11 protein-coding genes are annotated in these 13,858 nt (G+C 58.0%); 7 read left to right on the top strand and 4 right to left on the bottom strand.

Translation table 11 applies throughout. The features are described 5' to 3' along the window. Positions 1 to 68: 68 nt before the first annotated feature. The gene (locus SELIN_RS02285) at positions 69 to 1,142 is read right to left on the bottom strand and encodes a U32 family peptidase (protein WP_013505095.1); all 1,074 of its coding nucleotides are present in this window, start codon (positions 1,140 to 1,142) and stop codon (positions 69 to 71) included. Then, positions 1,139 to 2,353, bottom strand: a complete 1,215-nt coding sequence (locus SELIN_RS02280) for a peptidase U32 family protein (protein WP_013505094.1) — start codon at positions 2,351 to 2,353, stop codon at positions 1,139 to 1,141. The genes SELIN_RS02285 and SELIN_RS02280 overlap by 4 nt, the downstream gene beginning before the upstream one ends. A gap of 121 nt (positions 2,354 to 2,474) precedes the next feature. On the opposite strand from SELIN_RS02280, the gene SELIN_RS02275 reads away from it, so the two are divergent. From SELIN_RS02275 to SELIN_RS02245, 7 genes are all read left to right on the top strand, one after another. Next, positions 2,475 to 3,233 carry a response regulator transcription factor gene (locus tag SELIN_RS02275; protein WP_013505093.1) on the top strand — a complete coding sequence of 253 codons (759 nt, stop codon included), beginning with the start codon at positions 2,475 to 2,477 and terminating at the stop codon, positions 3,231 to 3,233. Positions 3,234 to 3,385: 152 nt separating this feature from the next. Further along, a complete protein-coding gene (gene pckA, locus SELIN_RS02270) occupies positions 3,386 to 4,975 on the top strand; it encodes a phosphoenolpyruvate carboxykinase (ATP) (protein WP_013505092.1) in 1,590 nt (529 codons plus the stop codon). Positions 4,976 to 5,052: 77 nt separating this feature from the next. After that, on the top strand, positions 5,053 to 6,027 hold the full coding sequence (locus tag SELIN_RS02265) for a tRNA dihydrouridine synthase (RefSeq protein WP_013505091.1): 975 nt from the start codon (positions 5,053 to 5,055) through the stop codon (positions 6,025 to 6,027). Positions 6,028 to 6,030: 3 nt separating this feature from the next. Beyond that, positions 6,031 to 7,392, top strand: a complete 1,362-nt coding sequence (locus SELIN_RS02260; protein WP_013505090.1) for a sensor histidine kinase — start codon at positions 6,031 to 6,033, stop codon at positions 7,390 to 7,392. Beyond that, on the top strand, positions 7,389 to 8,768 hold the full coding sequence (locus SELIN_RS02255; RefSeq protein ID WP_013505089.1) for a sigma-54-dependent transcriptional regulator: 1,380 nt from the start codon (positions 7,389 to 7,391) through the stop codon (positions 8,766 to 8,768). Before SELIN_RS02260 ends, SELIN_RS02255 begins: the two co-directional genes overlap by 4 nt. A gap of 1 nt (position 8,769) precedes the next feature. Further along, entirely contained in the window at positions 8,770 to 9,225 is a 456-nt protein-coding gene (locus tag SELIN_RS02250; RefSeq protein ID WP_013505088.1) for a macro domain-containing protein, read from the top strand. Then, on the top strand, positions 9,222 to 11,045 hold the full coding sequence (locus SELIN_RS02245) for an ABC transporter ATP-binding protein (RefSeq protein WP_013505087.1): 1,824 nt from the start codon (positions 9,222 to 9,224) through the stop codon (positions 11,043 to 11,045). Before SELIN_RS02250 ends, SELIN_RS02245 begins: the two co-directional genes overlap by 4 nt. A 16-nt stretch (positions 11,046 to 11,061) precedes the next feature. Here the strand turns inward: SELIN_RS02245 and SELIN_RS13695 are convergent, their stop codons facing one another. After that, a complete protein-coding gene (locus SELIN_RS13695; RefSeq protein WP_013505086.1) occupies positions 11,062 to 12,906 on the bottom strand; it encodes a methyl-accepting chemotaxis protein in 1,845 nt (614 codons plus the stop codon). A gap of 2 nt (positions 12,907 to 12,908) precedes the next feature. Beyond that, positions 12,909 to 13,853 (bottom strand): NADH-quinone oxidoreductase subunit B family protein, encoded by a 945-nt coding sequence (locus SELIN_RS02235; RefSeq protein ID WP_013505085.1) that lies wholly within the window; start codon positions 13,851 to 13,853, stop codon positions 12,909 to 12,911. Positions 13,854 to 13,858 lie beyond the last annotated feature (5 nt).

Raw genomic sequence — 13,858 nt, 5'->3', positions numbered from 1 at the left:
GAGTGTGCTTTTTTTCTTGGCAACGCTGATGGGGGTTTTCCAGCAGCCTGCTGAGGGTTCCTGGCATTTCACCCATCCACATCCTTTCGCATCAACACCGCTCCCACAGTCGCTCCTTTCACCCACGGCAGCAGCGCCAGCGAACTCCCGGGCGATCCGCTCCAGGTTTTCCGGGGCTGCCAGCGCAGGGAAAAACACTTCCCCTCGGGAGACTGGCAGAGCAGTTCCTCGCCATCAGCCAGACCAGCGAAGACCTCCGCCACCAGGTAGCGTGAACGCTTCACATCAAGCAGGCGCGCCACGGGCTCCTGAGCATCGGATGGCGGGCGACTCTCTTCCCGAGGCAACTGGGGATCAGCCATGGGAGCGAGACCGTGCAGCGCGGCAAACTCCCTGCCATCAAACCAGTACGCAAGCATCTCCCGGCAGGTGCACACATGGCGATAATCCAGTACCAGGGTCAACGGCCAGGATTGCAGACGCCCGAGGTGGCCCCGCAGATCAAGGTAACGGGAGTGGTGGAGCACCGAATCGTTGCCCCGCTCCAGCAGAAAACGCTGGCCGGGACGCGAGGGCTCTTCCAGCAGGCATGTCTGCCCCACGGCCATATCAAGCAGCGCGCGACGGCTGCTGAAAAAGGCAATGGCGCCAAAAACCCTCAGCTCAAAAGAAAAGGGCGCGCCAGCGGAGCGAAAGAAATCCGGGAGACTCTCCAGGCTAAGCTCACGGGAGAGCACGGCGCCATCCAGCCCCATCCGCTGCAGCCAGGTATAGTAGGCGGGATGGTTCCCACCGGAACGCACGTCAAAAATCACCTTCAGGTGGGGATATGCCTGCCTGATAACCCGCGCCAGGCCGATATTCTGCAGCCTGACACCCTGGATACGGCCGGGCCGCAGCAGGTCTGTACGCCGGAACTCGTCCATCAGGGCATCAAGCTGGGAGTCATCGGGCAGGATGTCAGCAGCGAGATCCACCTGCATGCCACCATCATGGGCCTGGGTGAGCATCGCCTCCAGCTCAGGCAGAAAGACTCCCGACCCCTGGCTGGCAGCAGCCCAGGGGATGATAACACGCTTCACGCCATACTCCTGAACGCTGCGAATATCGTCTGCACTGCAGACCACGAATTTACCGTTCACCATGGCCTCCTCTGTGGCTCAGTTCCCTTGCATACCACCCAGTACTGGCAGGCAACGGGCACTTCCACCTGCACGAGAGTGCCTGGATTGACCGACTTGACCATGGTGTCATCCATTTCCCGCATCTGACCAGGCAGCTCCAGCAGTTCACCATCAGTGTTCAGCAGAAACAATGGCTCCCCGGAACGCACTGGCGCGCGACTGTAGAGCAGGGCTACGCCATCCTGCCATCCGATGATCTGGCCGATATACTCAACCTGGCTCACATACCCCGAGGAGCGCAGGTTGATCCCGGGATCCTCCGGTCTGCCCGCCAGAAAGTGCGCTGTGAAGCCCCGGTTGGAAATTTTGCGAAGAAGTTCTTCCATGGCGTCCACCGTTTCAGGGGTACCATCATGGTCATCGATGGCGTTGCGGTAGGCGCAGGTGGTGGCTGCGATATAGAGGTGTGATTTCATGCGCCCCTCGATTTTCAGACAGCTTATGCCGGCATCGCGAAAGCGCCCCAGCTGCCTGATACCCATGATATCCTGTGAATTCAAGGGATAGACCAGTTCACCAGGGTCCTTTGCTTCCCCGCAGACCCGGTAGCCCCAGCGGCAGCTCTGGACACAGCCCCCGCGGTTAGCGTCGCGGCCTGCGGTGAAATTACTGATCAGGCACTTGCCACTGTAGGACATGCACAGGGAGCCGTGGACAAACATCTCCGTTTCCAGGCCACTGGCGGCACCTATACGCTGCACCTGCTCGATGGAAAGCTCCCGGGCGGCAACCATACGGCTCACCCCGGTCTCCTTCCAGGCCAGGGCTTCGGGAGTATTCATGCACGACGCCTGCGTGGACAGATGCACCGTGTGGCCATGCTCAAGGGCACAGCGCACCACGGCAGGGTCAGAGGCGATGACGGCGTCGACACCATGTGCACGAAGCGCGGCAAGGTACGGGGGAAGGAGCGCTATATCTTCGGGACGGGGGTAGATATTGACGGCCACGTATACCTTCGCGCCATGCCCATGGGCAAAGGAGATCCCCCGGACCATATCGCCATGGGAAAAATTTCCCGCCCGCTGCCGCAGGCCACCGATATCGCCACCGATATACACCGCGTCCGCACCATAGGTTACGGCGGTGTACAGTTTTTCGAGATCACCCGCCGGAGCGAGCAGCTGCGGTCTGCATGGTTTCATGATGGTATTTTTCGACGGTGACACAATAAGATCCTTGAACTCACATGGGATGCGTATTAAGATGTTTTTCAGTGTACAATTCAGGAAGAGTCAGCCTGCGTATCCAGAAAATATTCCAGCAGGCTGCTGACCGTGGAGGACTGCCGTGGAGACTGCTCCGAATTTTTCCGAACTGAAAATTCTCTATGTCGAAGATGAAGCGGTCATACGGAAAGCGCTGGAAAAACCCCTCTCACGTCGGGTCAAAAACCTCTACATCGCCGCCAACGGGCAAGAGGGCCTGGACATGTTCCGGGAACACCGCCCCGACATCGTGGTCACCGATATCAACATGCCGGTCATGGACGGCTTTCGCATGATCGAGCTGATCCGCGAAATCAATCCTGAAGTACCGGTCATCATCACCACCGCCCTCAATGAGGAACACCATATTTCCCAGATGACGGCAATCAATGTCAACAGCTATATTATCAAACCCATCGATATCCGCGAACTGCTGCAGCGCGTCCACGATGCGCTGCACGGCACACAATCCCAGGCCCATGCCGAAGGCGAGGATGAGGTCCTGGTGATCGGCCCCCAGACGCCCCAGCAGAAGGTGCTGCCCAGCCTCTATCAGTTTCTGAAAAAACACCGCGTCTTCGGCGAAGAGATTACCAACCGCGAAATATTCTCCGACCGCAAGCTGCTGGAACGCTGCATTGCCGCCGTGCGCAAGCTACAGCAGTCTGGCCGGATCATGTTTCTGGACAAAAACCTGATACCGGTTCTTGACCATTCCAGCCCCGTCGCCCCCTGCAACAAGTCCCTGCTGGAAATGGAAAACTATCTGCGCTCCCAGGTCAAAGCCCCCACTGATAATCCCGCCACCGCCGAACAGGGTTCCACAAACGGCACCACCTAGTCGCATCCCATTCAAAAACAAGAACATACCAATGCAGATCCCTGTCAATATTTTGGCAACTTTCCCTTCCCCTGCTGCAGCAAATATGTTACTTTTGCAACAGCATATAACGCAAAGTATGTTATAGTATTATCATGCAAAGGGGCAGTGCCATGAAGACAGCCAATGCATTGGACGCCGATTCCCTGGGCCTCAAGAGCGTAGGGAAGATTTACCGGAACCTCGGCTACGAGGAGCTTTTCAAACACGAAGTAGACAACGGGGAAGGTCGGGTATCCTCCAACGGTACCATGATGGTGGACACGGGAAAGTTCACAGGACGATCTCCCAAGGACAAGTATTTCGTCAAGCAGGATCCATCAGCTCAGCATATCGCCTGGGGCAACATCAACAAGCCCGTCGCCGTTGAGGTTTTTGACGAGCTCTACCAACTGGTAACGAACCAGCTCTCCGGCAAGGATGTCTATGTCACCGACGGCTTTGTTGGCTCCAACCAGAAAACCCGCCGCAATATCCGCGTCATCTCGGAAATCGCCTGGCAATCCCACTTCTGCAAGAATATGTTTATTCGCCCCACCGAAGACGAGCTCAGCAGCTTTGCCCCTGAATTTACCATCTACAATGCCTGCAAAGTGGTAAATCCGCGCTGGAAAGAGCACGGAATGAACTCTGAAGTCTTTGTCATCTTCAATATCGAAAAGAATGTGGCTATTATTGGCGGAACCTGGTACGGCGGTGAGATGAAAAAAGGCGTCTTCACCATGATGAACTACTGGCTCCCCCTTGAAAATATACTCTCCATGCACTGCTCCGCCAATGTTGGATCAGAAGGCGATGTCTGCCTCTTCTTTGGTCTCTCCGGCACCGGCAAGACGACCCTCTCCACCGACGCTTCACGCAGGCTCATCGGCGACGACGAGCACGGCTGGGATGATGATGGTATCTTCAACTTCGAGGGCGGCTGCTACGCCAAGACCATCAACCTCGATCCCGGCAGCGAACCGGAAATCTACCAGGCCATCAAACGCGATGCCCTGCTGGAAAACGTGGTCTACGACGACGACGGCATCGTGAACTATGAAGATGCCTCCAAGACGGAAAACACGCGGGTCTCCTACCCCATCTTCCACATTGACAATCACGAGCCCGCCCTGAAAGCTGGCCATCCCCGCAATATCATCTTCCTCACCTGCGATGCCTTCGGCATCCTGCCTCCGGTGTCAAAACTCACCAGGGAGCAGGCCATGTACTACTTCCTCAGCGGATACACCGCCAAGGTTGCCGGTACGGAACGCGGCGTCACCGAACCCCAGGCCACTTTCTCCGCCTGCTTCGGCGAAGCTTTCCTGCCCCTGCACCCCACGGCCTACGCCAAACTGCTGGGCGAAAAGATGGCCAAGCACAATGTCAACGCCTTCCTGGTCAACACCGGCTGGACCGGCGGCGGGTACGGCGTGGGCCAGCGCATGAGCATCAAGGCCACCCGCGCCTGTGTCAACGCCATCCTCAACGGCAAGATCAACGACTGCCAGTTTGAGACCATGGACATCTTCGGCCTGCAGATTCCCGAAGCAATCCCCGGCGTAGACACTTCTGTCCTCAACCCTCGCAACGCCTGGGCCGACAAGTTCGCCTATGACGCAACAGCCAAGAAGCTGGCGGAGATGTTCACCAAAAACTACGAGAAATACATCACCAGAGGCGCCGACTACGATTTCAGCGCAGCTGGCCCCAAGGTATAAGGCCACGACAGGCTCACCCACAAAAACCAGAACGGGGCTTCACTGAAGCCCCGTTTTCTGTTGGATCCGGAAGACCTATGTTTCACCCCCTGCAACTGCGCCACAACACCATAGACACCCCCCTTTTCATGGCCCCGGTGGCCGGTGTCTGCAATATTCCCTTTCGCGTCATCGCCCGTGAACAGGGCTGTCCCAACATCTTCACCGAGATGGTCAGCTCAGAAGCCCTCAGCCGCCATATTCCCAAAACCGTCGAATTCCTGCGGGTGGGAGCAGAGGAACGCCTGCGGCCTTTTGTTCAGTTGTTCGGAGCCAATCCGGCAACCATGGCCCAGTCGGCACGCATCTGCACAGAGGAAGGATTCACGCTGATTGATATCAACATGGGCTGCCCTGTCAAAAAAGTCGTGCGCTCCGGTTCCGGTGTTGAGCTGATGCAGCACCCGCAGCTGGCGGGGGAGATCGTCAGCCAGATGGTCGCGGCAGCGGGAGCCTGTGCGGATATCACGGTGAAAACGCGACTGGGTCTGATCCATGGTGATGAACTGCTGCCAGAACTGGCCCTGCAGGTTCAGCAGGCCGGCGCGTCCATGCTCACGGTACACGCCCGCACCCGCAGTGATGGCTTCGGTGGGCAGGCACGCTGGCACGAGGTGGCTCCCATCAAATCTCTGCTGCACATTCCCCTGATCATCAACGGCGATATCACTGACTACCCAAGCGCCTGTCTGGCCATGGAACAGAGCCGGGCCGATGGAGCCATGATCGCCCGTGAGGGCTATACCCGCCCGTGGATCTTCCGTGAAATACTTTCACAGGTTCGCGGCCAGGCCACCTGCGAGCCCACACCCAGGCAGATCAGAGAAATTCTGCTGCGCCATCTTGACCTTCTGTGTCAGTATATGCCGGAGCGGGCCCATATTCTCATGCGCAAACACGGCTCCTGGTACAGCAAGGGCACACCGGGCAGCAGCGAATTCCGCCAGGCGCTGAATTCCTGCACCGACAGCGCTCAGGTGCGCTCGCTTATCAGTACATTCGCCGCGAGTTGAGCCATGGACAAAAATCTCAAAGTCAACCTGATCGTCTTCTATATTCTCTTCACTCTGGTCATTCTGGCCACGGTGTGGCTCTCGCTGCAGTTCATCGTGGGAATCATTGCCGAAAAGAGCGTAGACAACAAGCTCAGCGAGTCCAAAGTGCACGCCTACCGGGTTCAGTCGAAAATAGAAGACATCATGAGTTCCTACGATATCCGCCGCCTCAATACCAGCCAGACCGACTATCGGGCTCTGCACCAGCTCATGGAGGATATCCGCTCCCGCAATCAGGAGATCATCTACGTTATGGTCATGGAGACCAATGGCCTGGTCGTCCTGCACACAGACCGTCACCGCGAGGGAATAATCCTCAACGATGCCGTCTCCCTGAATGCCGCTGCCGCCGATCGCCCGCTGATCCAGTCAGGCCTGCTGGAAACAGCCGAATTCACCGCTGACGGCTTTGATATCGCTATCCCCATCTTCTACGACACCAGCCGGGTCGGCGTTCTGCGACTTGGCGTTTCCAGTGCGCTGATCCGCGATTCGCTCACCTCGGAAATCCAGGGTCTGATGCGCAAGCACTCCATCGTCTTCCTGGTCATCCTCGGTGCCGTCATCGCCCTCTTTCTCTACATGGTCAACCAGATCAATCGGCTGCGAGAGCTGCAGAAGCGCGTCAGCGCCAACGAGAAGCTGGCCTACATCGGCAGTATTTCCGGCAGTCTGGCCCATGAGATCAAGAACCCCCTCAACGCCATCAACCTCAATATTCAGCTGCTGGAAGAGGATCTGCGCGAAGAAACCATTGACCGTGATGAAGCCATGAGCACCTGCCATGTTATCTCCGATGAAGTGCAGCGCCTGAACGAACTGCTCAATGACTTCCTCATCTACTCACGCATGCACTCGCCCAGGCTGCGCCATGAGAGCATCACCAAAACCATGGGCGCAGTGGTGGAGCTTTTCCGCAAGACCTGCATGGAAAAAAACATCCAGCTCGTCCTGGAAAAAACCAGTAGCCGCAGTGACACCATTTCCATGGACCGCAACCAGATACGCCAGGTACTCACCAATATCATCAAAAACAGCATAGAGGCCTTGGAAAAAAGATCCGGCGGCATCATAACCATAGCCCACTCCATAAACCGCAAGCGTCACCACGTGATCGTCATCGACGACAACGGCCCGGGCATCTCCCCCAAGGATCGCGAAAAGGTGTATGATTTGTTTTACTCTACTAAAAAAGAGGGAACTGGGTTAGGATTGCCTATTGCCAAAAATATTGTGGAAGCCCACGGCGGATCCCTGGAGATACGGAGTATCCTTGGCCGGGGCACTACAGTCACCATTACTTTACCGGATATACCCACATGAGCGACGGGACACCCCCCATCCTGGTAGTTGACGATCAGCGCGCCTCCCTGGAATCCATCAGCCGGGCCCTGGAGAAAAAAGGATATCAGACCCACAAAGCGGAAACTTTCTCCGAGGCGCAGCGCCTTTTTCGTCAGCACAAGCACCCCGTGGTGGTCACGGACCTGAACCTGCCCGATGGCAGCGGCCTGGATCTGGTGCCCTTTGTCAAGGGCCTTCAGGCAAGCAGCGAAATCATCCTCATCACCGCCTACGGTTCCGTGGAAACCGCCGTTGAAGCAATGAAGCACGGCGCCTTTGACTATGTGGCAAAGCCCGTCAACCTCTCGGAGCTGCGCGCCCTGGTCGCCCAGGCCTGGGAGAAGGCCACCACTATTTCAACCCCACCCGCTGGGCCAGGGCGCTCCATCCTCGGAGAGAACAACACCTTTCCTCTGCTGATCGGCCAGAGCAAACCTATGCAGGAAATCTTCGAAAAAATCACCACCGTATCCTCCACCCGGGCATCGGTACTGCTGCTGGGAGAGTCGGGAACCGGCAAGGAGCTGATTGCCCAGACCATCCACGAGTGCTCGGAACGCTGGGAAAAGCCCTATGTGGCCATCAACTGCTCGGCTTTTTCTGAAAGTCTGCTGGAGAGTGAACTCTTTGGTCATGAGAAGGGCTCCTTCACCGGTGCCATGAAACAGTCCAAGGGAAAATTTGAACTGGCCAACGGCGGTACCCTCTTTCTGGACGAAATCGGTGAAATCAGCCTCGCCGTGCAGGTGAAACTGCTGCGTGTCCTGGAAAACCGTGAAATCATGCGTGTCGGCGGCGCCGGAAATATCCCCATCGACGTGCGCATCATCGCCGCCACCAACCGCGACCTGGAGAAAGAAGTCCGCAAGGGCCACTTCCGGGAGGATCTCTACTACCGCCTCAAGGTCGTGGTGATCCATGTCCCCCCTTTGCGGGAACGTAAGTCAGACATACCCCTGCTGGTCAACCACTTCCTGAAAACCTTCGCCAAGGAGAATAACCGCACCATCCGCGGCATATCCGCCGAGGCCATGGAGATACTCAAGAATATCCCCTGGCGCGGCAATGTGCGCGAGCTGCGTAACTGTCTGGAAAACATGGTGATCTTCAATCGCAGTGAAGTGCTCACCACCAGCGATATTCCCTCGGAATACGCGGACCAGAAAGGCTTCAGCGATGAGCCTGACGAAGAGGAACATATCGACTTCGCCGTGGGCATGACCATGGAGGAGATCGAGAAAGAGGCCATCGTCAATACCCTCAACAAGGTGCAGGGGAACCGTACCCAGGCGGCTCGCATGCTGGGCATCGGCCTGCGCACCCTGCAACGCAAAATCAAGCAGTTTGACCTCTGATATGCGAATGGTGTCAGGCAATCTGTGGGACTACCTGGAGCAGTGCCCGGTTGTGATTACCACCGGTGGCCAACTCAATCGCCGCGGCCACTGCTCCATGCCACGCGGCTGCGCCGCCCAGGCCCGCCAGCGCTTCCCACATCTTCCCGCTCAGCTGGGTGCTCTGATCCGCCAGCACGGCAACCACGTCTTCGTCCTTGACCATCAGATCATCGCCTTTCCCATTGAAAACGGGCCCATGGAACCGCCGGATCTGGGAATTCTGAAGCGATCCACCCGCGAACTGGTGGAACTGACCGACCAGCATCAATGGCCCCAGGTGGTGCTCCCCCGTCCGGGCTGTGGCAGTGGCGGCCTGGAGTGGCCTGTTGTCCGCTCCATTCTGGAGCGCTCCCTGGATTCGCGTTTTCTGATCGTGGATTCCCAGAACCCGGCAGACACGGGAGAGACACCATGACAGGGGAAACCCGCACCGATACCGCAAAGCCCTCAGGGGCTGTTAAGCCCTATTCCTGGCGTGACATTACCGCCAGGGTTCTCGTCCACCGCCGACACCTTATCATGGCAAATGCCATCGCTCTGCTGGCGGCTCTGGTCAGCATCCCCGTCCCCTTGCTCATCCCCCTGCTGGTGGACGAAGTACTGCTGGCGCAACCCGGAACCCTGGTCAGCCTCTCTCAGTGGCTGCTGCCCACGGCGTGGCATGGTGCCGTGGCGACGGTGCTGCTCATTCTGCTCATCACCCTCAGCCTGCGAACCCTCTCCGCCGGGCTCGGCGTCTGGCAGATGCGCCAGTTCACCCGTATCGCCAAAGATGTCACCTTTGAGCTGCGCAGCGCCCTGCTCAGCCGCCTGCAACGGGTGACCATGGCCCGCTACGAATCCATCGGCTCGGGATCCATGAACGCCTATCTGGTCAACGATGTCGATACCCTGGATCAGTTTCTGGGCAGCTCCGTAGCCAAGCTGCTCATCTCGGTGCTGAGCATTGCCGGTGCGGGGGTCATACTCTTCTTCATCCACTGGCAGCTGGCTCTCTTCCTCATCTGTTTCAACCCGGTGGTGGTCTACTTCACCATCAAGGTGGGGCGGCAGGTCAAGCACCTGAAGCGCCAGGAGAACCAGGCGGTCGAAGTCTTCCAGCAGTCCCTCAGCGAAACCCTGGACGCCTTCGCCCAGGTGCGGGCTTCGGGCCGCGAGCAGGCATTTTTTGACCGCCTGCGCCTCTATGCCGGTGCTATTCGCGGCCATGCCGACGCCTATGCCTGGAAGAGCGAGGCGGCCAGCCGCTTCTCTTTTCTCATTTTCATGTTCGGTTTCGATATCTTCCGCGCCATGGCCATGCTGACGGTAGTGTTTTCCGATCTCTCCATCGGCCAGATGTTCGCCGTCTTCAACTACCTGTGGTTCATCATGGGTCCGGTGCAGGATGTGCTCAGTATTCAGTACGGCTACCAGGCCGCCAATGGCGCCCTGGAACGCATCAATCGCACCCTCGATCTGGAAGAAGAGCCCATATACCCTCCGCGCCAGAATCCCTTCGCGGGGAAGCTTTCCACGGCTCTTTCCCTGGAAGGGGTAACCTTCGGCTATCGGGACGACGAGCCGGTACTGAGAAATATCAATATGGAAATCGCTGCCGGAGAAAAGGTGGCCTTTGTGGGGGCCAGCGGTGGCGGAAAAACCACCCTGATCCAGCTGTTGGTGGGATTTCACCGGCCTCAGCAGGGGCGCATTCTCTTTGATGGCGTGCCGGTGGAAGAGATTGGCTATGAGACGCTGCGCAATCACATAGCCACGGTGCTGCAGCATCCGCCCATGTTCCATGACAGCGTACGCATGAACATCACCCTCGGGCGCGAAGCCAGTGATGAACAGTTGTGGGAAGCCCTGCGCATCGCCCAGCTCAGGGATACCATCATGCAGCTTCCCGACCAGCTGGAGACCATCGTCGGCCGCCAGGGGCTCAAGCTCTCCGGTGGCCAGCGCCAGCGCCTGGCCATCGCCCGCATGATCCTGCAGGATCCGCGCGTCGTCATCCTGGACGAAGCCACTTCAGCGCTGGATATCGACACCGAACGGGCACTGCATAAAGCCCTGGCCGAATACCTCAAAGGGCGCACCACCATCATCGTCGCCCATCGACTCAGCGCGGTGCGTCAGGCCGAACGCATTATCGTCTTCGAAGATGGACGCATTGCCCAGCAGGGCAGCCACTCTGAGCTGATCCGTACGTCGGGCATCTATTCGTCACTCTACCTGCACGAAAGCCACTGACCAGCAGCCCGGAAGACTACCCCTGCCGTCCTTCCGCCAGGCGCGGCAGATGCCTGCCGCCGTCTTCCACATCCCCCTGACGCATTTTCTCGATGGTTTTCTGCAGTTGATCTGCCTGGGCGGCGAGCTCTTCCACATCGTGGTAGGAGTGCTCCATGGACTGGCTGGTTTCCAGAGATATGCGACGAATATCGTCAATGGAACTGTTAATTTCCTCACTGGTGGCGGACTGCTCCTCCATGGCTCGGGCAATCAGGCGAATCTGATCCGTGGCTGACTGCACCAGGGTCACGATCTCCTGCAGGGACTCGCCGGACTGGTTCGCCCTCTCGGTGGCTTCGCCGATAACGCTGGTGGTCTGATCGACATTTTCCATATTATCCCGGGCACCGCGCTGAATGGCTTCCACAGCCTGGGTAACATTCTTTGTGGCCTCCATGGTCTTCTCGGCCAGCTTGCGCACCTCATCGGCCACCACCGAAAATCCCCGTCCCGACTCGCCGGCCCGGGCCGCTTCAATGGCGGCATTCAGCGCCAGCAGGTTGGTCTGATCGGCGATGTCGCGAATCAGGTTCATGATCTGCCCGATATCTTCGGCCTGACGGGCCAGAATACCCATGTTCTCCTTGAGGCTCAGGGACTGCGTGCGGGCGTGGTTGATGGACTGCACCACCTGACGCACCGCTTCGGAACCTTCGGCCGCCTTGTGTTTGGCCGACTCCGCCGCTTCATGGGTTTCGGAGGTCTTCTGGGCCACTTCCACCATGGTGGAGCTCATGACATCCATGGCGTGGGCCGTCTTCTGGGTTTTCTCGCTCTGCTGCTGAGCACCGCGGCTGGCCTGCTCGATATGGGCAAACAGCTGGCCTGAAATATCACTGACCCGCTCGCTGACACTGCCCACCTGCCGGGCGGCATCGCGCACGGCGTCGTTGATATTGTCCATCATCTTGTTGAGGGCACGCCCCAGCTGACCGATTTCGTTTTTCTCCCTGGCGTCCAGCTGATGGGAACGGTTCCCGGCCGCCACGCCCTGGGCGAAGCGCAGGGCCCTTGAAAGGGGCCGGTAGATCATCAGGCGCATGATGAGAATCACGATGATCAGCAGGGGAACCAGTACCGATGCCATGACAAAGAGGATTCCCAGGGTATTCTCCCGTCGCTGCTCGTCCATGGCGTGATTATTCAGGGAGATGCGCAGGTAGGACGCCGTCTCTCCCTCACGCCAGTTGGTATGGCAGGAGATACAGTCACGGGTGACCTCCATGCGGTAGTAGAAGTGCGAACGGCCATTGTCCAGAGCATGGGCAAAACCGTTATCGAACCGGATATCGGGATTGATGGCGATGTGGCAGTCCACGCAGCTCTGCCCCGCCGCCTGGGTTATCCGCACGTGGGCAAGGCCCTGCTCCGTCTCCTCCATGTCCACCATATGCCAGTCCTTGCGGTGGTACATGCCGCGGCTTTCGCGATACAGCTGCTCGTTGGGGTTCACAAAGGTTCCGTTGTGCTGCACAAAAGGGATGCCGACGGTCACCTGGTTGGAGACATAGTTCATGAGACCGTAGTTGCGCCCGTACATGGCCACTTCATCCACCTCGTTGACCTGGGTGAAACTGTCTATCACGTTCTGAAAGGAGTTGCGCTGCCCCTTGGCAATGGAGTCGGCCGTGTTGGCCACCAGCATCTCCATGTAGCTGTTGCCATGTTCCACCAGGCGCTGCTGAATCAGGCGCTCCTGCCAGCCCTGATAGAGGAAAAAGGAGATCAGAAACAGGATAAAGGCACTGATCATCAGGTAGGCGATGGACCGGAAGATCAGGGAGTGGAAAAACGAGACACGATCCTCTGCAGCATGCATGGTCAGGGCCTCCTTGGAATGATATCGCGGCTGTCATCATAACTGTGGAACATCACCCGCCGCGGAAAGCTCTCCCCGGAGCATCCGATACAGGGGTGTCCGGCACGTATGCAGGTATTGGTATTATTATTGTAACCCTGTACCACGCAGTCGCTGCGGGTCACCATTCCCTGACAGCCAAGCTTCAGCAGACAGCCATCCTCGCCGATCCTGCGGGCAAAGTAGTTTTCCTGAAAGTCAGCGTAGTTCACACAGCGGTCGTGAACCGTGCGTCCGAACATATGCCGGGGACGTCCATAGCGATCACTCGCGGGTGGTCGCCCATGGGCGGTAAAGTAGAGCAGGGCATAGAGCAGGTGTTCGGGCTTCATGGGGCAACCGGGCAGGGTGATCAACGGCGTGGTATACCCTTTGAAACTGGAGTACTGCAAAAGTCCCATGCAACCTGTGTCCATACCGGGCATTTTGGTAATACCGCCGAAGCTGGCGCAGGTTCCTGCCGCGATACAGGCCGTGGCCTTTGGCAGAATGCGCTCCATCCAGGAATCCATGGTGCGGTGCCCCACCATGCAGGTATGGGGCATGCTCACGGGGATGGAACCCTCCAGCACCAGCACAAAAGGCTCTTCCGAAGCCAGCAGCTTCTCCTTGATGGCGATGACCTGATCGCCAGTGGCCAGGGAGAGGTCATGGTGGAAGACGATATGGGCAAAGCGGGTGAGAACATCCAGCACCGGCACCTTTTCGATGTCCAGCAGGGCGCACGAGCAGCCGGTACAGGAGCTTCCGTGCAGCCACAGAATATTGAGAGGTTTCCGGGGGCTTGCGTCAGCCGCCAGCAGATCCTCAAACGAAAGGAATGACGACGCGCCCACGGCCGTAATGGCTGCAAAAATCCGCTTCAGGGCCTGGCGCCGGTCGATATTCCTGGAAATTTCAGTAAACATGCGTC

Origin of the sequence: Desulfurispirillum indicum S5, from assembly GCF_000177635.2 — a bacterium.
Lineage (GTDB): Bacteria > Chrysiogenota > Chrysiogenetes > Chrysiogenales > Chrysiogenaceae > Desulfurispirillum > Desulfurispirillum indicum.
The sequence above is the reverse complement of the archived record's forward strand: the minus strand, read 5'-3'. Positions and strand labels throughout refer to the sequence as shown.

Coding starts and splice junctions, on each gene's coding strand:
- pckA (WP_013505092.1), top strand. CDS start 3,386: ATGAAGACAGCCAATGCATTGGACGCCGATTCCCTGGGCCTCAAGAGC.
- SELIN_RS02265 (WP_013505091.1), top strand. CDS start 5,053: ATGTTTCACCCCCTGCAACTGCGCCACAACACCATAGACACCCCCCTT.
- SELIN_RS02260 (WP_013505090.1), top strand. CDS start 6,031: ATGGACAAAAATCTCAAAGTCAACCTGATCGTCTTCTATATTCTCTTC.
- SELIN_RS02255 (WP_013505089.1), top strand. CDS start 7,389: ATGAGCGACGGGACACCCCCCATCCTGGTAGTTGACGATCAGCGCGCC.
- SELIN_RS02250 (WP_013505088.1), top strand. CDS start 8,770: ATGCGAATGGTGTCAGGCAATCTGTGGGACTACCTGGAGCAGTGCCCG.
- SELIN_RS02245 (WP_013505087.1), top strand. CDS start 9,222: ATGACAGGGGAAACCCGCACCGATACCGCAAAGCCCTCAGGGGCTGTT.
- SELIN_RS13695 (WP_013505086.1), bottom strand. CDS start 12,906: ATGCATGCTGCAGAGGATCGTGTCTCGTTTTTCCACTCCCTGATCTTC.
- SELIN_RS02235 (WP_013505085.1), bottom strand. CDS start 13,853: ATGTTTACTGAAATTTCCAGGAATATCGACCGGCGCCAGGCCCTGAAG.